Source organism: bacterium, assembly GCA_021372535.1.
Taxonomy (GTDB): Bacteria; Latescibacterota; Latescibacteria; order Latescibacterales; family Latescibacteraceae; genus JAFGMP01.
In genome coordinates this window covers 16237-37631 of record JAJFUH010000037.1, presented here as the reverse complement: position 1 = coordinate 37631, position 21395 = coordinate 16237, and the positions used below count along the sequence as shown (strand labels likewise).

The 21395-nt window shown below is 48.2% G+C and carries 20 protein-coding genes; 12 read left to right on the top strand and 8 right to left on the bottom strand.

Features of this window, described 5'->3' with window-relative positions:
- Positions 1-606: 606 nt before the first annotated feature.
- The 9 genes from LLG96_03775 to LLG96_03735 all read left to right on the top strand — a co-directional run bounded on the left by LLG96_03775 (position 607) and on the right by LLG96_03735 (position 8816).
- Positions 607-1134, top strand: a complete 528-nt coding sequence (locus tag LLG96_03775; protein ID MCE5249318.1) for a hypothetical protein — start codon at positions 607-609, stop codon at positions 1132-1134.
- Between the two features lie 312 nt (positions 1135-1446).
- Entirely contained in the window at positions 1447-1911 is a 465-nt protein-coding gene (locus LLG96_03770; GenBank protein MCE5249317.1) for a cyclic nucleotide-binding domain-containing protein, read from the top strand.
- A 192-nt stretch (positions 1912-2103) separates the two neighbouring features.
- The gene (locus LLG96_03765) at positions 2104-2826 is read left to right on the top strand and encodes a hypothetical protein (protein ID MCE5249316.1); all 723 of its coding nucleotides are present in this window, start codon (positions 2104-2106) and stop codon (positions 2824-2826) included.
- 56 nt (positions 2827-2882) lie between these two features.
- A complete protein-coding gene (locus LLG96_03760; protein MCE5249315.1) occupies positions 2883-3287 on the top strand; it encodes a hypothetical protein in 405 nt (134 codons plus the stop codon).
- Between the two features lie 143 nt (positions 3288-3430).
- Positions 3431-5212 carry a hypothetical protein gene (locus LLG96_03755; protein MCE5249314.1) on the top strand — a complete coding sequence of 594 codons (1782 nt, stop codon included), beginning with the start codon at positions 3431-3433 and terminating at the stop codon, positions 5210-5212.
- Positions 5213-5448: 236 nt separating this feature from the next.
- The gene (gene accD, locus LLG96_03750) at positions 5449-6288 is read left to right on the top strand and encodes an acetyl-CoA carboxylase, carboxyltransferase subunit beta (GenBank protein ID MCE5249313.1); all 840 of its coding nucleotides are present in this window, start codon (positions 5449-5451) and stop codon (positions 6286-6288) included.
- Positions 6289-6648: 360 nt separating this feature from the next.
- Positions 6649-6855: a hypothetical protein gene (locus tag LLG96_03745; protein MCE5249312.1), complete on the top strand. Its 207-nt coding sequence runs from the start codon at positions 6649-6651 to the stop codon at positions 6853-6855.
- Positions 6856-7153: 298 nt separating this feature from the next.
- On the top strand, positions 7154-8656 hold the full coding sequence (locus LLG96_03740; protein ID MCE5249311.1) for a sodium:solute symporter family protein: 1503 nt from the start codon (positions 7154-7156) through the stop codon (positions 8654-8656).
- Position 8657: 1 nt separating this feature from the next.
- Entirely contained in the window at positions 8658-8816 is a 159-nt protein-coding gene (locus LLG96_03735; protein ID MCE5249310.1) for a hypothetical protein, read from the top strand.
- A gap of 29 nt (positions 8817-8845) precedes the next feature.
- Here the strand turns inward: LLG96_03735 and LLG96_03730 are convergent, their stop codons facing one another.
- The 5 genes from LLG96_03730 to LLG96_03710 all read right to left on the bottom strand — a co-directional run bounded on the left by LLG96_03730 (position 8846) and on the right by LLG96_03710 (position 16055).
- Positions 8846-9484, bottom strand: coding sequence for a DNA-protecting protein DprA (locus LLG96_03730; GenBank protein MCE5249309.1), 639 nt, complete (start codon positions 9482-9484; stop codon positions 8846-8848).
- A gap of 497 nt (positions 9485-9981) precedes the next feature.
- Positions 9982-11658: a S8 family peptidase gene (locus LLG96_03725; GenBank protein MCE5249308.1), complete on the bottom strand. Its 1677-nt coding sequence runs from the start codon at positions 11656-11658 to the stop codon at positions 9982-9984.
- Between the two features lie 337 nt (positions 11659-11995).
- Positions 11996-13183, bottom strand: a complete 1188-nt coding sequence (locus LLG96_03720; GenBank protein ID MCE5249307.1) for a hypothetical protein — start codon at positions 13181-13183, stop codon at positions 11996-11998.
- A 568-nt stretch (positions 13184-13751) separates the two neighbouring features.
- Positions 13752-13994 carry a twin-arginine translocase subunit TatC gene (locus LLG96_03715; GenBank protein ID MCE5249306.1) on the bottom strand — a complete coding sequence of 81 codons (243 nt, stop codon included), beginning with the start codon at positions 13992-13994 and terminating at the stop codon, positions 13752-13754.
- A gap of 489 nt (positions 13995-14483) precedes the next feature.
- Positions 14484-16055, bottom strand: a complete 1572-nt coding sequence (locus tag LLG96_03710) for a T9SS type A sorting domain-containing protein (GenBank protein MCE5249305.1) — start codon at positions 16053-16055, stop codon at positions 14484-14486.
- Positions 16056-16490: 435 nt separating this feature from the next.
- On the opposite strand from LLG96_03710, the gene LLG96_03705 reads away from it, so the two are divergent.
- The 3 genes from LLG96_03705 to LLG96_03695 all read left to right on the top strand — a co-directional run bounded on the left by LLG96_03705 (position 16491) and on the right by LLG96_03695 (position 19373).
- A complete protein-coding gene (locus tag LLG96_03705) occupies positions 16491-17174 on the top strand; it encodes a CsgG/HfaB family protein (protein MCE5249304.1) in 684 nt (227 codons plus the stop codon).
- 204 nt (positions 17175-17378) lie between these two features.
- Complete coding sequence (locus tag LLG96_03700; protein ID MCE5249303.1) at positions 17379-18035, top strand: CsgG/HfaB family protein; 657 nt, start codon at positions 17379-17381, stop codon at positions 18033-18035.
- Between the two features lie 69 nt (positions 18036-18104).
- Positions 18105-19373, top strand: coding sequence for a hypothetical protein (locus tag LLG96_03695; GenBank protein MCE5249302.1), 1269 nt, complete (start codon positions 18105-18107; stop codon positions 19371-19373).
- Between the two features lie 194 nt (positions 19374-19567).
- Here the strand turns inward: LLG96_03695 and LLG96_03690 are convergent, their stop codons facing one another.
- From LLG96_03690 to LLG96_03680, 3 genes are all read right to left on the bottom strand, one after another.
- The gene (locus LLG96_03690; GenBank protein MCE5249301.1) at positions 19568-20026 is read right to left on the bottom strand and encodes a response regulator; all 459 of its coding nucleotides are present in this window, start codon (positions 20024-20026) and stop codon (positions 19568-19570) included.
- A gap of 447 nt (positions 20027-20473) precedes the next feature.
- On the bottom strand, positions 20474-20983 hold the full coding sequence (locus LLG96_03685; protein ID MCE5249300.1) for a hypothetical protein: 510 nt from the start codon (positions 20981-20983) through the stop codon (positions 20474-20476).
- A 23-nt stretch (positions 20984-21006) separates the two neighbouring features.
- Complete coding sequence (locus tag LLG96_03680) at positions 21007-21255, bottom strand: hypothetical protein (GenBank protein MCE5249299.1); 249 nt, start codon at positions 21253-21255, stop codon at positions 21007-21009.
- Between the last annotated feature and the right edge of the window lie 140 nt (positions 21256-21395).

The following is a 21395-nucleotide window of genomic DNA, read 5'->3' as shown; positions in this document are numbered from 1 at the left end:
AAAGTACATGATTGTGAAAAATCAATCAACCAACCTTTTCCACTACATAATCTTTCCCATAAGACTATGAATTACTCTATCGACAGCCTCCCTCCTTTCTTATACGGAATAATGGTGTCATTCTTCACAAACCAAGGAAGTACCCTTGAACAACCATGGTAAAATAAGAAAATAAACAATGTAAGCTCATGATTTATATAAAAAAGACTTGACATCTCAGGGATTTTTCCTTTCCATACCTCTAAAAAAGACCGTCTGACAGTTTATACCGGGAAAGCCGGAACGATGTTCGAATGTACGGCTCAGAAATTATAAAACACACTTGTTCCGAGTTATCGAACAACAGAATCCTTATTATTTTATCAATAATCACCTATAATATAATGTCGGGAGATATTTTGTCAATGCTTTTCTTTAGCGCAACTGATACTCTATGCGACAGAATAACAAATAGTTATACAATTATAATATATAACTAACATACCCTATGAGGGATCGGCGCAATGCCTTTTAACCTTGTCTTTCAGAAGCATGTCTTATTAATATATAGCGGAGGTGATTTTAGATGTGATCGTCCGGGTTTTTCATGAAAAAAGGAGGCGCGATGTGAAAAAGATTCCGGTTATTGGGTTGATCGCACTTTTTACGGTCGCTGCTGCTTACGGGGAAACGCCGACAAAAAGGTCAATAGGCTGGGATGGCGATGTCCAGGGTATCAGTTTCAGGGCAATTACAGCAAGCGGTCTCGGTTTCGGAGCCGCAGCAGGCATTATGTTCGATTCTCCCAAGAATGAGAGGGCAGAGACAAAAACGGATGTCTATCTCGGCCTGACTGTCTTTAAAAGCGTCTGGGAACACGAAAGGGGAAATCTGAACGGATTCGGCAGCGCGATGCTCGATGTTTTCGGGAATTATGACAAGGATGATGACTCTCAGATCGATTTCACCTTTGCCGCAGGTCTGGAGCCGGAAATTTTCCTGATCAAAAATCTGAGCGTTACAACAAGATTTGGTATTGCCTTGAAGCTGATCGGCGATGATATTGACAACTCAGATGACGGTACTACGATAATATCGACGTTTGGCAATAAAATCAGCGTTGTCGAGGGATTTTCATTTAACTGGTATTTCTGACAACCTGTTATTCCATTCGATAAACATGTAATTAATTGCTCCGGTGATTTTACGTCATCGCCGGAGCACTAATATAACAGCTTGTTTATCAGACAAATTGATGCTATAATAAATCTGGTATGTAATTCCTCCGGAGCAGGGCAGCGAGGTATCGCGGATAAAAAACTCATCCCCGCCGCTGTTTAACTCCCTCTCTCTTTGAAAGCCTGGAGAAAGAGCGTGAGTTCCGGGAGGCCGGGTAGTCTTTCGTTTCACCCCGACGTACGCATCGGGGTAATCTTTGACTCAAATACTGTCAGAGGGAGCAATCCGATGGCAAAGGCAGTCTGGGGCCTTGAAAAAATAAATCTTTTCAAAGACCTTAATCCCATGGAATTACAGGAGATTATGAAAATAATCAATAAAGTGTGTTTTCAGAAAGGCGATGTCATAACCGACCGTGACAACCAAACGAGGGAAGTATATGTGCTTGTGGAAGGGAGCGTCGATATCGTTTCTCTCAAGGGAATCCCGCTCTACCGTGTCTCGAAGGGTGAGGCGTTCGGCGAGCTGGCGATGATCAACACAATCAAGAGGACAGCACTTGCCGTCGCCCGCGAGGAGAGCTGGATCGTTGTATTGAATATCAATCATCTGGAACGGCTCGGCGAAGAACATCCGGAAGTTTATAATAAAATCAGCAAAAACCTTGTGTACAGCCTCGGAATAAAACTTGCCCGCGCCAATATGCTTATCGAGCTTCTGAAAGCGGAATTGACCAAGGCCCTTAGAAAATAGCCATCTCCCCCTGCCATGGTATACCACCTGACATTTCACCCCGGCTCTTGTCAGCCCGGCTCCTTTTATGGCCTGCCGGTGGTGTTTTTTCTCACGGCTTTTAAATCTTGTGCGGAACGGTTATCTTGAGTATACTATCTGCAAGGTATAGAGCGATTCCTCTGCGGGTAACGGACAGATGCGGGTAATTCCATGAATATTCGACAGTATACCGGCTTTTTGCTCATCGGTCTCGCCGCGGCACTGGCTATAGAGGGCGGAGAAGCATTCGATTCATCCGCGCACAGGGGATTACTGTCATCCCGTCTCGATGCGGCTTCCATCGGGACACATACCGTTCCATCGGTATTGCTCAGATACGGCTGCCGTATGAATGCACTGTGGGGAACAGCCGTGTTACCTTCACCGGCAGAGGCACAGGAAAATAAATACAAAAAAGCCGTACCGGTTGTCGATACGATCAAAGAGGAAAAAACACAGACCGCGACCGATACCAAGCGTGTTGTCGAACAAAATAAAAAATCGACATTCTACACGTATGTTCTGTCGCGTAACTTCCTGTCCATTCTGCTTTCCTGCCTGATATTGTTTCTCAGCGTGTATCTTTATTTAAAATATGCGTGGAAACGTCCCAAAACAAAAACAAAGTGGAAAAAGCATTCACACAGGGAGGAGATGGGAACCTTTATTCCGCAAAAAAAAGGTTCCGCAGAAACCGTAAACGGCCTTAAAACATCTCCTGATGCCGGCAAAAATGATAATTCAGATATTTCCGAGGAATTTGATCTGATAGAGGAAACTTCTCTTTCCGGTAATGCACCGGGCAGTAATGGCCAGGCTTCGGAAACCGGACAGCTGAAAGTAAAACGCATTGAACATGCCCGGAAAATTGCTCATCTGCTTGAGAAACTGTGACCTGTACACTGTCCGGAAACACAGGTGAAATAATAATTAACCCGGAGAGAATTGATATGAACAATTCCGATAACATGGACCTTGATTCTCTGGTTAATAATCCTTTCCAGTTTGTCAGTCCTCAAAAGACGCCCGTTTCAAATAAACCGAAAGCGCCGGATAAACCGATAATCCCGGAAAAACAGGAAGCGAAGGATACTGCCCCGGTTGAAGGGAATATTCTTCCGGGTCCTGAAAAACCACACGTTCCTCTTCCCGTACAGCATGTTCCCGCGGATATCAATATCGACCGGGTGAATAAAAATCATCCCCTTGAGATCCGCTTTCTCAACCTCGAAAAAAATCAGCTGAACTGGGATCAGAAGATAGGTATGCTCAAGGAGATAATTGAACGTCAGAACGAACGGCTGGAGCTCATGGAAAAAGAGCTTGACATGCTCTATAAAAAAATCAACAAATAAACGATAGAACTGGACGAACTTATTGCCGGTATTTCATCACCGGGCAGCCCACGGTATGAAACGGTCGGATGCCACCGTTTAATCGACGGTGTAATAATAACCACAAACGGTATCGTTCACCATGCATGAAAATGGTATATTCAGTGAATAAAAAAAGCGGAAAAAAAGATTATCCCGGGGAACGGTTCACCGCTCCTATGATCATGAACACCCGTGAATTTCCCGGCTGCCGCAAAAACGTCTTTTTTGTGAGTCTGGCCCTCCTGTGGTGGCTGGCAACGGTTTCACTGTGCTCAGCCGCAGCATTCAATAATCTTTCCTTCAATTCCCGCGAAGGGCAGGTGACCATCGAGGTCGGATTCGACAGCGCCATATCCTATACCCTTCGAACGGAGAACGAGGGCCGTTCGCTTATCCTGCGTGTTCCCGGCGCCACATATTCCAAAGAAACCACCGACCGGATAAAGTTACCCGCAAATTCAATACTGTCCGGCTGGTCGGCCCGTCAGGCCGGGGATATGATCGAAGTAGTGTTTCGTCTCACCGGCTCATATTCATATTCCCATACATATGCGAAGCCATCCGCAGTCCGAATCGAGGTGTTCGGCGCCAGAAACCCGGAACCGGCGGTAAAAACTCCAACCGCCGCCGTCTCACCCGCCGTATCGGCCAGCCATCTTGCGAAGGGAATCGAGCTTTTCACGAACGGGCGTCTGGATGACGCGCTCACCGAGTTCAATGCCGAAGTAAACAGAAATCCGGAAAGCCCTCTTTCATACTATTATGCAGCCCATATACGGCTCCGTAAAAAACAGAACGATCGCGCCGAAGAAAACCTGCTGGCCGCATTGCGTGACTCATCGACCTTCTCGGATGCTATCGGGCTTCTCGCTTACACGCGGCTTAAAAATGGTAAAACAAACCAAGCGCTGGCGGACTGGCGAACGTTTGTCGCGTCCGTAGAACCGCTCAAAGATAAAAAGACGATAACGGTTGAATCGATCATGCTTCCCGAGGAATACCGTTTCCAGCTCGCACAGGAAAGGGAAAAAGAACTTGCCGAGGGAAAACGTCTCAGAGAGGCCCGCAAGACCCATGCCGACTCACTCGCAGCATCGGCGCAGGCGACCGCCGTCACCACGGTTCCCGATACAACTGTCGCAGGCGCTGGCGAAACAGGGCAGGGGGGAACCGCTCCCGCGGCGGATTTCGAAGCGCGTTTCAATAAGGATCTGCGGTACGGCGTATATGGACTTTTCGCCGCGGCAGTACTGCTTCTGGGATTGATAACATGGGCAGTGATCTGGATTCGCAGACGGGCGAAGTCGAAAATCGATCTTACCTTCACCGCGGAGATCGAACGTCTTCTGGACGAGCGGGCCGGGAGAAGCGAGGAGTTCGAGGAAAACGAGGAAGCCGCTCTTCGGGAATACCGTTCAATAACCAGTGAAATCGAGATGGTCTCGGAATCCCCACGGGAAACGGATCATAAAGAGGCCGAACCGGTCGAACCTGCTGCAACGCCGGCCGAGGAACCAGTCGAGGAACCGTATGAAGCCCCGGCGCGGCTGCCATCGTTCGAGAGCAGGTCCGATGCCATCACAGAGGAAGTTAAAGCGCTCGTGACACGCATGTACAGAGAGGGACGGGGCATTGCCGAGATAGCCAGGGCAGCCGATCTCACTCAGACCGAGGTGGAGCTTATTGTCGCGGTGCGGGCGCGGCGCATGGATCAGCTTGTTCAGGAAGTAGCGAGCGAGGAAGAGGATTTCATGGATTCGAGTCAGCTGAACCATGCAATTTACGAACTCCGGTCCGAGGGAGGATCTCCCCGTGATATAGCCCGGAAACTGGGAATTTCCACGAGTGAGGTTAACATGGCTCTCACGATGAAAAATATGCGTAAGACCCGTAAAAACAATTAGCCCGATACCTCCACATGATTCAACGAACCACATTTTTTTTTACGGTTTTTTTTTAACATTTTCAAACACATGCAAATATAATTCCAACAACAGCATAAACAATATATTATATCTCTATACGATTTTGACCTGTATTTTTTCTCATTTTATCGTATATTAAAGGCAGGATGAAATATATTGTCTGGAAATGGTACATTTCCCCGTAACTATTATATAATCTGACAGGAGATGCAGAAATGTCCTGGTTAGAGACGATGAAAAAGAGTTTTCATATAGGTGACCGCAGCGAGGTTCCCGGCGGCATCTGGGTAAAATGCGAAGAATGCGGCGCCATACTGCTCCGCGAAAAGCTTATCGAAAATCTCTGGGTCTGCGATAAATGCGATTATCACTTCAGGATCGCGCCCGTCGACTATATCAGTCTCATTTTCGACAAAGGTACATTCACCGAACTCAATGCCAGCCTGCACGATGTGGATTTTCTCCGTTTTGTCGATACGAAGAAATATGCCCAGCGTATCAAGACAGCGCGGAGCACAACGGGGTCGAATACGGCCATTGTTACCGGCACAGGAATGATCAACGGGCGCAGGACTGCAATCGGAATCATGGACTTCCGGTTCATCGGCGGGAGCCTCAGCTCGGCGGTGGGTGAAAAAATCGTACGGCTCGTGGATCATGCCCTCGATAAAAAACTGCCCCTCATCATGATCACCCAGTCCGGCGGCGCGCGCATGCAGGAGAGCACGACCGCCCTCATGCAGATGGCTAAAACCTCCGCCGCCATCGGTCTTCTTGCCGAGGCCCGGCTGCCTTATATTGTCATACTCACCAATCCCACAAGCGGCGGTGTCACCGCTTCATACGCCATGCTTGGCGATGTCCACCTTGCCGAGCCGAAAGCATTCGTAGGTTTCACCGGTCCCCGTATCATCATGGAAACCATGAAATGCGAACTCCCCGAAGGATTTCAGAAAAGCGAGTATCTCTTCGACCACGGGTACTGCGACCGAATCATTACCCGTCAGAACATGAAAAAGGAGCTTTCGACCATTCTGAGCCTTTTCATGGACTGAAACCATCCAGCATCGAATCCGCACCATAATACTGTATATTATTACACTTATTATTGTCATATTGTCGTTCATTTCCTGATACTTTGCCAATATGCCGGATAACCGATCCAGTGTATCCGGAATACATTAATACGGTATCTCATTGTATATCATTCAGTTATGATATTAATACACTTACCGGCGGGAATTCGTTTCATAATGGCATGATGTTTGCGAGTATATAAAGCAGCAATTGGCTTAGAGTTTACCGGCACCATCGTTAAAACCAGGCAGACAAAAACTAAAAAATATTGTGACCTGAGAACGATACGATGGTGCCGGTACAAAACTCACGAGTATTCAGGAAACGGAGAGTCATTAATGGGGGTTCGATCATTGAGTGGCAGGGAATTAAACAACCGTGAAATCCATGAATATGTAACCTGGCTGGAATCGGAAATCGATCTGTGCCTTGCGTGCGATCTGCCGGTTGAATATCTTGAAAAAGACCTTATTGCCGCGTTAAATATCAGGGACAGAGTAACAGAGTGTCAAAGTGACAAAGAGATAATAGAGTACAGTATATAAATAGACGACAGTGATGGTAATAATTGAGGAGAAAAGGAGAAATGCATGAGTCGAAGTCATGAACCGGGCATATAAGTTTACATAATAGATGTTATGCGAATTTCTTGTTTCGCGCCGTATCCCCTTTACACCTCGATATTTTCTCTTTTTTTGCCTTCTGTCTTCTGACATACTATTTTTACTTCATACACCGCCTTTTTTCTTGCTCCCTGCCCGATACTGCACCATATTTAAACTTCAATACAATACAATCCCTACAATCCCTGTTTCACTGTTCAGCTTTTCAGATGGAGGATTGATGAATTTTACACTGCTTGACTGGTTCATCATCGTTCTGTATCTCTCGTTTACCATATGGGCGGGTCTGTATGCGAGGCGATTCGTTTCAGACCTTTCCGGATACATCGTCGCCGGACGGAAACTCAAGCTCGGCGCCTGTACCGCAACGATGATTGCAACCGAACTTGGCACAGTAACCATCATGTACATGGGCGAAGGCGGCTACCGTAACGGTTTTTCCGCCCTTGTGCTCGGTATCATCATGGTTATCGTTTACTTTGCAGTCGGTTATACCGGTTTTGTCATCAAGGGACTCCGCAGACTCCGCGTCATGACCGTTCCCGAATTCTACGATATCCGTTACACCCGTTCTGTCCGTATTCTCGGCGGATTCGTTCTTTTTGTCGGCGGTGTGCTCAACATGGGCGTTTTTCTCAAGCTGGACGGCGTTTTTTTAAGTCATGCAATGGGATTCGGTGATAATGCGGTCGCACTCATCATGGTTTTTATGCTCCTCATCGTAGGAATGTACACGATTTTCGGTGGCATGATGAGCGTGGTTGTCACCGATTATCTCCAATTTACCTTACTGTCCGTGAGCATGCTGGTTGCGACGGTTTTTGCATTCCGCTCCGTAACGATTCCCCAGATTGCCGATACGATCGCGTCCAATTTCGGTTCGGGCGGTTTCAATCCGTTTATCAACCAGGATCTCGGATGGATTTTCATCGTCTGGATGCTCATCACCAATTTTGCAGCCGCTGCTCTCTGGCTGCCGGGTACCATGAGGGCGTTATCGGCTGAAAGCTCGGAAACCGGAAAACGGGTATTCCAGATTTCGAGCCTTACGTTCGCCGGACGGGCCATGATTCCCATGATGTGGGGAATCATCGCATTCACCATGTTCCCGGGTCTCACAGGCGATGCAGCAATGGCGGCCATGCCCCGGATGCTCGGCATGGTCCTCCCCACCGGAGTCATAGGGCTGCTTATAGCCGGTATGCTCGCAGCTTCGATGTCCACCTATTCGGCGTATCTTCTTGCCTTTGCGTCGGTTATCACCCGTGATGTCATCTGGGCACTCACCAAAGAACGGCTTTCGGAAAAAACGATCATGACCATCACCCGTATCTGGGTGGGACTGATCGGCCTTTTCCTCCTTGTATTCGGTCTGCTCTACAAGATTCCCTCATCCTCGCTCAAGTACATTTACATTACGGGGAACATGTATACCGCAGGGGCGATTTCCGCTGTCGGATTCGGACTGTACTGGAAAAAGGCTAATAATATCGGCGCCTATACCTCACTGGTGACCGGAGCTCTCTCTCCCCTGGCGTTTCTGCTGCTTGCCAATTACGAGGCGTCACTGCCCTCCGCAATCAAGTGGATAGCCAATGCGAATATATCCGGATTTCTCTCGTTCGGTCTCGGTGCGGTCGGAATGATTGCCGGGTCGCTTCTCACCCAGAAAATCTGCCCGCCGAAAGACCTGACACCCTATTATCAAAAGGGGGACAAATAATATGCTGTCTCATGCCGATGCAATGAAATACACTTATATATGGCTCGCAATTTACGGTCTCGGTACATTCACCTTCTTCGCGATTGGTATATGGGTCATCATACGCGGCGGGAAGGATGTGCTGGAAATGATGACAACAACCCCCGAAGATAAAAAATAATCTCACGGCGTATTTCAGGGTTGTGTCATTCACCTGCGGCACTGTTCAAAAACCGGTTCGATATCCGGTATACCGTTTTTTACTGTCAGGCGGATTCCACCGAGCGGTATCATACGTTCGATGACATAGGGACGGTCGCCCTCAAAGTAAAAAAGGGGCTTTTTCATTCGCGATGCCCGTTCCGCCGAGAACCATGTTCCGCCTTTTTCGCCCGGCTCGATAACGATGACCGCTTCGGCGAGAGCCGCAAGGTACTTGTTGCGCCTGAAGGCACTCATGACTGAGAACCCGATACCGGGCGGAACCTCGCTCATGACCAGGAACCGCTCGGGATCGAATGCCTCCGCGAGGGTATGGTGCAGCCTGAACCGTGAAAAACCATAGGGCAGCGCAGCGAGTGTATTCCCTCCCGCCTCGAGTGCGCCAAGATGAGCGGCCCGGTCAACTCCCCGGGCATACCCGCTGGCAACCGCATATCCCCGTGCAGTTATCAGTTTCCCGCATGCATGGGCAATCTCAAGCCCGGTCACGGATGCCTCACGGGAACCGGAGATCATGATCATGGGCTGTCGGAGAATGGCCTTCTCTCCCATGTAGAAGAGGATTTCCGGATGGCTGTTTCCGAGATACCGCTTAAGAATTTCGGGATATTCACAGTCATCGTCCATAATAATATCCCCTGAAATATTTTCTAAAAACTGCAAATCACGCGACACACATTTCTCCTCATACGAACTGAGTGCCCGGCATGGAGTTGCAACTATCCGTTCATGCTCACATCCGGACAGGTAATATGAAGCGAGCCTTCCATAGAGCTTATTATCGTATCCATATCCGTTGTTCATATCTTCCGCTTGATTATCGTAATACACCTGTTGTTCAAACACATACATTCCCGTTCTCCATCGCAGCGAAATCCCCGTGTTATACTGCCAGTACTTCTATAAAAAATACAATTTTTTCGATTTCCATCTTACCAGTTCGCTTTTCAAATCCACCGGCATGTACATTATAGCATATAATGATACATTTGTCAAGTAATATTTATTACACGTTTGCATGAAAAGCTGCAAAGAGCCCGCGGGGCACAAGACAAGTGATACACCGGTCCGTATTATAGAAAATACGCTCTTTTTTGCCGGATCGTCGTACGGGAAAGGTATGTCTATTTCACAAGAAGGATTTTTCTGGTGAGGTTTTCAGCTCCGGCCGATGCCCGGACAAGGTATACGCCCGAAGCGCAGTCCCCGCCGTTCCAGACAGCGCTGTATATCCCCGGTGAAGCCGGATTGTCCCATATCGTGGCAATACTGCGGCCTGTAACATCATGAACCGTAACCGATACATGCGTCGCGGAAAGGACAGTGAACGGTATGGTTACCGAGGCGTTGAACGGATTCGGGAACGGAGGGCTTAGCTTAAAAACAATGGGATTCGTATCAGCACGGGTAGAGTTGTTCCCATCTGTGCCATGTGACAGGTCTTCGCCGGAGGAAACACCGGCAGGAACATAGCTGAGCGCCTGAACGGCATCGGGAAGCCCCCAGCCGTAATTGTTGTCGGGTCCCGGATCGCCGAGATCGATGGCGGAATACTTGAGCGCCCGTCCGATATCGGTTATAGACCAGTCCGGATGGGCTTCCATCAACAGGGCGCACAGCCCGGAAATGAATGGTGTGGCGAACGAAGTGCCATTAACCGACACATAAAAGCCGGTACTCCCTATCTGGGGAACGCGGACGGAAACTCCCGGCGCGACGATGTCGGGTTTGATTCTGCCGTCCGCCGTGGGACCCCGTGAGGAAAAGACGCTGATGACAGGATTGCTGCTGTCGAGATAGCTGATCGCGCCGACCGCAAGCACATGCTCCGCATCGGCGGGGGTGGTGATGATATGCCATGAGTTTCCGCCCTCGTTGCCGGCCGCATTCACCACGAGAATACCGCGGGAGAAGGCGATCTCCGCAGCCCTGGCGACCAGCGAAGTCCGGCCGTCCATATCGGATTTTGCATAGCTTTCTTCCGGAGTATCAAAGATGTTGTAAACAAGCGACGAGGAAACGATATCAACGCCGAGGCTGTCGCACCATTCCACTCCGGCAACCCAGCGATCCTCATCGGCGCGCTGTTCAGTCAACAGGTTATCAGTCACCGCAAGCACAAAGGCGGCACCGTACGCTGCCCCGTAATACTCGCCGTCCAGAACTCCGCCGAGACACGCGAGTACCCTGCTGCCGTGATCATCGCCGGTTACGTCCTCCCCGCCCCTGACAAAATTCCGCGTATGAGTTATACGGACACCCCCGAGACACCCTGTATCACCAATGTCGAAGCCCGTATCGAGGACACCGATGGTAACACCATTACCGCTGTATCCGCGGTCATGGAGACCGGGTATGCCGAGGATGTCGAGCTGTTCGAGAGATATGCCGTAATTGAGGACATGGAGGCCGCGGTTTGCGGTTGATGCGGCTTTTTCGAGGCGATGTTCTTCCGGAATGCGCTGAATCGTCCCCATCGAACGCACCGGGCGGACGGAAGCAACACCGGAGAGATGCTCCAGCGTCCCCTTATCGCCCTCCCAGTCAACCGAAACCGCATTGAAATACCGTGAGACTGTCCTGATACGGGCGCCCGTGCGCTCTATCTCGCCGATGAGGCCAGCCGGCAGCGGATCGTCGATGCCCCGGGAGGGCCTTTCGCTGAAAAAAATCCACAGAGGCTCAGGAAACGCGCGGCATGGCAGGATGAGAACGAGCACTAAAGCCAGCATGAAAATAATACGGCCAGTTATGCCCGCCCCTTTTCCTCTGCAGGTATGCACGGAAAACCCATATACCATGGTGCTGCTCCCGGAGAACGGATGACCGTGAGGAAAACCTCCGCTGGTTTACAACGGTATATGAAAATACGAGGAAATTGAACATAACCCATGAAGATGACCAAGAGCACTACAGGTAATTTGTCGATCATATATTTCATTTTATGATCAACAAACCATTTTGTTGTTAATTTATTAACATCAAAATACCGTCTTGCCTTCGACAATATTCAATAATTCATGGAAAATATATAATCCCGGTTGACATAAAGCATACATTATTTCATGTAAACCGTGTTGTCATGAGAATGGGTATAAAGTCAATACACCATCATGTATAAAACAACTGTTTTCCCGCTCAATCGAGGCCCGTGGCGATGATGTCAAGGAATCCTTCCTTGATCTCGACGAGCGTCGGGGTCTTGTTCCATTCATCACGGTAGCGCCCGACGGCGGATTCGAGATACTGCTTTGAAATACCGCCTTTCCTGCCGGGTTTGGGAAGAATGATCATGACCGCGACACGCTGACGGTGGGTGAAGTCATACGATTCGAAGGGATCGCTGCCGAACGGGAAAAAATAACTGTAACCGTCCGGTCTCAGGCCGCCGTACCCGACCAGAACGCTCAAACCCTCGCCGTTGGGAGAGTACAGGACGGGGATTTTGTTGGCGAGGAGGACATTGACCGCCCTCACCGAACAGTCTTTGATGAAATAAACCTGCATGTTGTACCGGAGCGCAAAATCGGCATAATAACGGAACCGCTCGAAAAGCTTCGTGAGTTCCTCATCCATATCGTCGCGCAGCTGGAGGCGGGTAATTGTCCGTCCCTCTTCGAATTTTATGAATTCAAGCTCGCCGGGGAATACCCTGTAATATGCCAGGAGCTGTTCCATGGCTCCATAACGTCCCATGTTCGGATATTCTTCGAGGAGCACCTTCGGCGGGAGTTTATCAGGATCGACCGTTTCCGTCCGGACAAGGGAACCCGGATCGGACAGCTCGGATGGCGTCGGTATGAACATGGTTATCTTGCTGATCTCGTACTTCATTTGTTTGCCGATGGTTTCAGGCGGATCGGAATCCCTGAATGCACCGTGCAGAATCCGCTGTATGATATCACGGTCCACCTCGAGGAAAGCGATGCTGTATACAAAGGAATCATAATTACGGCCGATACTCGAGTAGATAACAATATCCGCTTTGAGCGCCTCCCCTATCTCGAGCGCCATGTCACGGTTGTTGACCCATTCGGGGAGCCCCTTTCCCTTGAGATAACGCTCCGATTCCTCTCGGGGGACGATTTCAAGGCCGCCAAAACGGTTGAGTTCACGGATGATAGAACCGGCAAACACATCGGCGATCGGCCGGTACTGGTTATCGCCAATATGCGGAGATGTGACCAGTATTCTCACAATCCGCTGCTTGCCATCGGCATGATATGGTGAAAGAAACGCAAAAACGAGCACGCCCGCCAGAACATGGAGCAGAAACGGAGTGATACTGCGGGTCAGATACGGCATATATTCCTTTTTATTTATCAAAAGAACAGACTCCGTCGACATATGGTTTACATAATAACGCAGCGATACCGCCACGGCACACATACTTTATAAATTAGCTATAAACTGCCTGTTCTGGCAAGTCTTTTATCAGAGCTGACGATCCCCCATTGTTTTCAGAACACATTTGATATGATACTTGCCTTTGCGCACCCACTCATTGCAATGCAGCGAGAAGAAAAGTATCCATCCCCGAATAATGATTCGGGAATCATCTTTGTGTTCCCTCTTTAATCTTTAGAGTTACTATTGTATACGGAGGTGAGCCGGGGAGTCACTTCTGCCTTGTGCCTTGTGCCTTGTGCCTGTCTTTATCCGAATACCGGTTGTGACCGTGATGCTTTTCAACGGGTTTATAAATTCATCAGCTTTTATGATTTTTATTTTTTCTATAATCAATGTATTACAATACATTTCAGGGTGGATTTTGGGGGATCGCCGATTATGCACACTGAGAGGCTTATTTCAAAAGAGGATGCAATCTTGAAAAATATATCTATAACCAAATATATATTATGTATTTCTATTCCTTATAAAGATCATACCTTAATCATAGAAGTGTTTTCTTCCCCGATATCCGTACGACGAGAATACTTACTTCATACAGAAGTAAGAGCGGGATCGCCATAATAATCTGGCTTGCTGGATCAGGAGGTGTAAAGATTGCAGCCACAATAAATATTAGAACAATAGAATATTTACGATATTTTGTCATCCATGTGTATTTAATAATCCCTTTTTTAACGAGAATAAATGCGATCACAGGAATAAGAAGCAACATGAGCATATTCATGGACAGCCTCCGAGGTATTCGATGGTGCAGATAACCGTAAGCATATATAAAATTATTATCTGCTTCTATACCATACAGCTCAATGATAACAGCATTACAAATACAAGAACTTCACATAAAAATCCATGTTATTAATATGAACAGAAAATGCACTACAATAAAATACTGAAAATCAAATATAACTTCTTGTTCAATGTATATCAATGGTTATTAACCCCTTTGGTAACCCTCCATTTTTTTCAGAACACCTTTGATATAATACTTTCCTTTGCGCGCCAACTCGTTGCTTTACAACGCAGCGAGAAGGAAAGTCTCCATCTCCGAACAATGATTTGGAGCCCGTGAAAAGCTTCTTTCGTTCACTGTCCATTTTTACTGGAATATGAATTTTCAGAAGATTTTGATAACATTCTATTTATAATCAGAATGTTACTCAACACCACGATATGGATTGCAGGGGGTCACCAGATAAGCTAAATACAATTGGCACTATTTTATCAGCATCATCTTTCCGGTTTTCTCGCCATTGTCAGCACGAAGCCTGTAAAAATAGAGACCTGTCGGCAGGTTTCCCCCATCGATAAATGAGGTATGTATCCCTTTCGGCTGCACGCTGTCGACAAAGAGAGCAACTTTTTTCCCCTGGATATCATAGACAGTGAGGCTGACTTTTTGTCTCGATACGAGTTCATACCATATGACTGTCGTGGAATTGAATGGATTCGGAGTATTTCCCAGCAGGCGGAATGCAGCAGCATGGCCATTCTCGAAGAACGGCTCGTTTTCCCCTACGCCGACCGGTTCACTATAACGGATTTTCAATACAATCCCCGGCCAGTTGACTTCTATCCCGTGACCGTCTGTTGCCGAATAGGTGAAAAGTGTATTATCCCCCTGCAGGATGTTCTCGAGAGGAACGGAAATTTCATCGTAACTGCGGTCGTAGCTCAATCCGATTGAACTCACGATCTTCTGGTTGTTGATGCCTATTTTTTCCGCATAGGTTCCTGCCCAGTTGACCAGTATCATTTTTGCATCGAGAGCCTTCTGTAAATCCTCTGTTACGGTCACCCTGCAGAATTTATAACTTCCTGCCCTGCTCACCCATTGTTTGGGCACATTCGACGGCTTGTACAGGACAACCGATCTGCCATTCCGCACAAAGCGGATGTTCTGGACCGCGGGTGTTATGGCATGCATGCCGTTTTTATCGATGATTCGTGCCATGATTTTCATTGGCTGATCCTGATCGGGAATCCAGGCGGTATCCCAGGTGATGCCGAACGGGGCTGAACGTGCGGTTCCGAGGTGATGATTGAGTATACCGTTTTTTAACGAATACTGCCACTGACACCAGATATTATCCCCCTTGAAGTTGAAATCTTCGTAGTACCCGATGAAATCGACCGATACTATGTCTTCAGAATGGGGTGATGAAACGGCGATCACCGGATTCTCCCCGATTGTCGCCCCCGGAACCGGCTCCGTTATCTCGCCCGAGGTGTGCGGTTTCGAATCATCATAGAAAACGCGAAAGGTAACACCATAAATGATGAACTGTCCCCACCCGAAACTATAGCATATCTGATTTCCGGCTGTAAGCTCGAAGGTGTTCAGGCCCTCAAGGACATGAGAGAGTGGAATTTCGACAACAGGATAGGTAAGTGTCTGGTAACATTCAGGATTTCCACCCGGAATCGCGTTTGCCTCGGGAATACGGAGCCATTCGTTCCCGTTCAACCGTATCCGTTTATTATGAGTGCCCGCATGGCACTGGAGCACCTCAATACAGACCTCAATCCTGACAGCACCATCGAGATCATCAAAGATAACTTTGTTGACCGGATTTGGCAGAAATTCCTGTGCGCCGGAATGTGTGGCATCGGGATCGGTGACTCGCTGCCAGTTGCTTGCATTGGCCCATGGACCGTGCCACCGGTATTCTCTGAAGACAGCCCCGGGCACAAAACCATCGGCAGCACAGCAGGTGTACACCGATATCGAAAGGGAAAAAAAGATAATAGCAGTGAAAAATATATTCTTAGGTATGTTTGTATTCATTCTGGTTTTTCCTTTCTGTTAAAGCGTTACCTTAGAACAATAACATGTTATGACATATTTTAAAAGTATTTTCAGATTTGATATGGGAATTGCAGGTTTTTTATCAGGGCTGGCAATTACCCCCTGTTACGACTTTTCAGCCGGCCGTGATGCGGGCAGATTATACCGTCAACATGGCGCTTTTCCCTACCCACTGCCTTCACCACAGAACACTGAATTGACTTGACATGAGAGGATTTTTAGTTATAATAGCACAATCTCATCAACAGACTTTCTTTCCTGATGGAAAGAAGCACACCGGCTGCAATGAGATACATGAAAAACGCCGGTTCATCAATTCCTGAATATTTCATTGACAATATCTCCACAACAGAGGGCGAACTACCGGTTCAGCACAATCCTCGGTCACCCCTAACCACCGGGAGAATAAAAACAATGAGAGCTCCACTGGTAACACTCCTTATCGCGGTTGTCCTGATATCCGGCTGCGCCTCGGTTTCGACAGAGAAGGGCCCGGAGACACAGGCGAGAAAAACACTGAAACAGAAAGGATTCACCTTTCCCCCGTACAGCGGCCCGAAAAAACGTATCCAGGTCGTCAGGTTCGGCATACCCGCCGATGTCGCGAGCAAGTATCCCGAGCTGGCGGATAAACGGGTCGGATGGGGATTGTGCAACCGCATAGTAGACGGGTTATGGCAGACAAACAGGTTTGAATTTATCGAGGAAAAAGAGGAGATACTCCAGAAGATGCTCGATCAGTGGCAGCTCTCATCGGCCGGCATTGTGACCGAGGAGACCGCCATCGAGCAGGGAAGCCTGAAAGCACCCCAATACCTCGTCTATGCGGAGGTGTTCGACTTCGGGGTCAGTCACAGCGAACAGATAGTCGGTGTCGCGGCAAAACAGATGGACACCACGGTCATCGGCGTCCAGATACGCATGGTCGATGTCGCGACCGGGCAGTATATTCCCGCTTCGGCGACCGGGGAAGCCAAAACCTCCGGTGTCGGAATATGGGCAAGCGTGAACCTCGAGTTCGACCAGACAACGGTAGGTCTTGCGAGCCAGGATGCGGTGAACGAGGCAATTATCTCGTTGATCAACCGGCTGAAGTGATGAACTGCCCCTATGCTGGCATCGGGGAATAAAATACTTAAACTCACCCCCCGGCTCCCCTCTTTTGCGTGCAATAGAGGGGAAAGATTATCATTATCTTTTCTTGTCCCCTCTCTCTAAAGGTCAGTGAGGGGATTCAGGGATGAATCGGCATAAGTGCTGGAGATGCTGCGAGGAGTTCTTTTTGATAAACAGGGAGAAACCATGATTAACATTCTGAAACATTTATTATTACCGCCTCTCTTATTACTGATCCTCCTGCCGGCAGCGGGAATCTCAGTGTACAGGGAATGCACGGCGGCGGAAAACAATGCTCTCCTCGTCCTCGGTTCGCTGAACGAACTCAAGGATGAACACTGGAAAGACGAACGTATCGGATTCGGGCTCCGGAGCCTGATAACCCAGGCGTTTTTCGATGTCGGCGCTTTCTCTGTCATCGAGGAAAAGCCCGAGATACGTGAGAAACTCCGCGCCGTTTCTCAGGGCATGTGGGCTGCCGGCGATAATAAATACGATGTCACCAAAGATGCCGAGGAAGCAAAACTCCTTGGTGCGCAATACGTAGCTTACGGCAGGGTTTATTATTTCGGAAGACCCCTGACAAAGATGTCGGTCGGTGTTCTGCAGTCGAGAACAGCGGAAACGATTATACGTATCGAGATAATTCTCAGGAACACTGGCAACGGAAAAACAATTAAAAAGTCCGGCACCGGAAAAGCTGAGACAGCCGCAAACAGCGCATTCTTCGAGGTCCGCGACGACAGCGTCCTGTTCGATGAAACAGCGATCGGGACAGCGACCAAGAAGGCAATCGGAGAAGCTGTCGCCGATATAATGAAAGATTTCAAAAAAATACAGTAACGGTTAATTCTGAGAAAAAACGGTGAAAAAACAAACACCACAACAAACACACTATTCACGGAGGTGCGCATGAGTCGTAAGATACCGGCTGTATTAATTCTGCTCGCAACCTGTCTTTTCGCCGCGGGCTTCGGAGTTCATGATGCCCATGCAACGGCGACGCTGCAAATCTATGCCGATTTTCAGATGGTAAACCCGGAACTCCGTTATGTTGAAGCCGGCGACGCGGTTACCTTTTCCGCATCCGGTACATGGTCACCCCGTGAGGGTATCACATGTGGCCCGGATGGCATAGGCGAAACGGCCACAAGCGATTTTTTCCTGCCGGGGTATCCGAAATACTCGCTCTGCCTCATGTTCATGCCATCGAGCTCCTATCAGAATACTACGGTATACTGTATCGGCAGCGGAACAACGATCTGGTTCCCCGAAAAAGGAAGTTTCTACCTCAGAATCAATGATAACAACGATTATTCGGTGAAGCGCACCGGATACGTCACAGTCAATCTCCATTCAGGAGAAGGCGGTTCTTCCGGGGAAGATGTCGCGTGGTCACCCGGCTGGCAGAATCCGGTAACAACTCAGTCGTACCGGACATTTCAGAATTCCGTTTTTACTGAAAAGGTCGAGCCCGTAAAAGTTGAAAAGGAGCGCGAGGCAAAAGGAATAACAAAACCGAACGAGGCTTCTTCCGCGGTGGAGTACGAATTCTTCAAGCTCAACGGGAGCGAAGGCAACAACCTCACCATCAACCTCGGGTACGCCCGTACGAATGACAAACAGACACGGTCGTATGGTGTCAACGCCTATGTGAACAACCTCTCGTTCAAGCACGGCAAAAGTTTCAACAACAGCAATATCAGCCTGTTCGGGAAGCAGACGGTCAAGGAAACCGAAACCTCATCGGTCAGCCTTGGCATGACATTCGACTATCTCCTGCTCGACAATGACATGAGCGATGATGACGGCCTCGGAGTCGGAGCAATGGTGTCCGGAATCAACAAGTTCGGGAAATCCATGGTGTCGTGGGGCGGCATGTACCAGTATGCCAAGCTGGGCAAGTACACCGAACATATCGCCAATGTCGGCGTCATGGGCGGTATTCCGATCGGCGAACTGTTCGCGGTAACCGGCGATATTTTCGGAATCTATAAAATGAGCGCGGATTATGACGGCAATGATGTGGATATCGACGAACCGTTCATGCTCGATATCGGGGTGTACGGGGATTTCTATATCAGCCGCGCGTTCATGATCAACTGCGGGGTGAAAAAAGTCCTGTTTGTCACCGACTATACCTCGACCGAGATTGTCATCGGAGCGAAGTCGAGATTTTAAACGCCGCTGCGGAGCCGCCGTGAAGGAAGTCACGGAGTGAGCTTATGATGAAAGCCGTATCCTGTGTTTCGGGGATGCGGCTTTTTTTTGTCACTATACGTCATATGCGGGATAGATGTATAAAAAGCTACGTTCATCGAATTGATAAAGTGTGCAAGAGGCCCTGAAATTAATTCAGGGCGACGCGAACGCCATCATACCGATTGTTCCGCTTTATCAAGTACCGATCTGATATATGCTTCCAATGTCAGCATGGAGAATGGCTTGGCAACGAATTCTTTCGCCCGCGAAAGAATACCGGAGCGTATTTCTTCAGAATAGTACCCTGACATAACGATAACGGCTACATCCGGTTTTATCGCGAGCATCTTTTCAAACACCGTCTTTCCCAAGATTCCCGGCAAAGTCAAATCAAGCACGACAAGATCAATCATGTGAGCGTTTTTCGAAAAGATATCAATACCGCTGTTACCATCATACGCCAATAGAACCGTGTAACCCTGATGTTTGAGAAATTTTTCAATGAGCGTCGATATGCTTTTTTCATCCTCGACAACAAGAATGGTTTCTTTTCCCTCTGTCATCAAAGAAGGCTGATGTGCTTTCTTTTCACGGGGTGTGTGCACCTCTGATATGTGAGAATGAATCATCATGCCATACTCCTGTTTATGGTTATTGAGAAAAGAGTATCGATACCGTTATCCCTTCTCCTGCGGGAAGTGAAAAGTACCGATTTGACACAACCTGCTGTCCATATGACAGAGCGCCGGAATACTATGACTATTTGTCACTATAAATTGCGATATTTTTTGAAACGAATGATTACATTATTTTATCCATGTCTTTGATTTCACACTACATTACTGAAGACAATGTAATATGATGCTTTCAAAATCAATAAATAATATTTGCAAAATCCGTTCCAAATGATCACATTATCCGCCGGTCTCCTCACCACTACAAAAACGCGCCGAAATGAGTTAAAACTCATCCCGGCGCTGTCGACTTGACCGACTAATAGGCTGTGTGTGGAATGAAGTCATTCTTTCCCGCTGTTCCTCCGGCATTTCTTTATCCTGAAGACAGCGCGGAAAATGATATCAGGTCAGATAGGGAAGGCGCACCTTTTTAACCACGCTGAACAGGACAAATATGCTGAGAAGCATGGCCGGTATAAGATAGAGCCAGTGGTACCAGTCCTGCATGGGACGGCGGACGATGTCCAGAACGAGGAGAATGGTCCAGACTACCGAGGGAATGAAAAAAAGCACCTTGAACCTGAACATTCTTTGAACACGGGTGGAAAGAACCGTTATTCCTCCAATAAGACCTAAAAGGCTGGGAAAGCCGAACAGGTAACCCAGGAGCAGGGAAGTTGTCTCAAATTCCGTGGCATCGGGCCGCCACCAGCCTTTATAGACAGCTTCGAGAAAAAGAGACCCTGAAAAGGTAAGCACATAGCCGCTCAGGAGGACATATACGAGAAGGCTGATCATAAAAAGATAGGCGAATATCCTTGTCCTGACCGCACTTTCCATTCTTTCGCTCAAACGCTCCCTGAATGTTTCACGGGGGAGATTTTCCTGCTGATGGGATTCCGTTGTTTCCATTTCTTTACACCTTCCATTCATTTTTACTGCTGATTTTCTCCATCTCCGGGATGTTCTTCGGAAATTTCCTGCTCTATTCTGTTAATCCGTCTGGAAATATCGCGTGAATCAAACCACACGTATATCAGCCCGTAAAAAACAAGCTGAATTCCCACTCGAGCAATAAAACGCTGGAGAGGGCTGAACAATACAAGATGATCGACGAAAAATTCGGACATGAAAAATCCGAATACAAACAGAACGGTTAAATAGAATACTTCTCTGGTTTTCACCTGTTCTCCGTTTTTATACCCTTCTTTATCCTAACCCGGACGCAGCCTGCACCCCGTCCGGTAATTTCTCCACGGGGACGGCATTAGGACAGAAGCTCCTCACCCGGTCATATATATTCGTTTTCCACTCCCCGAATACC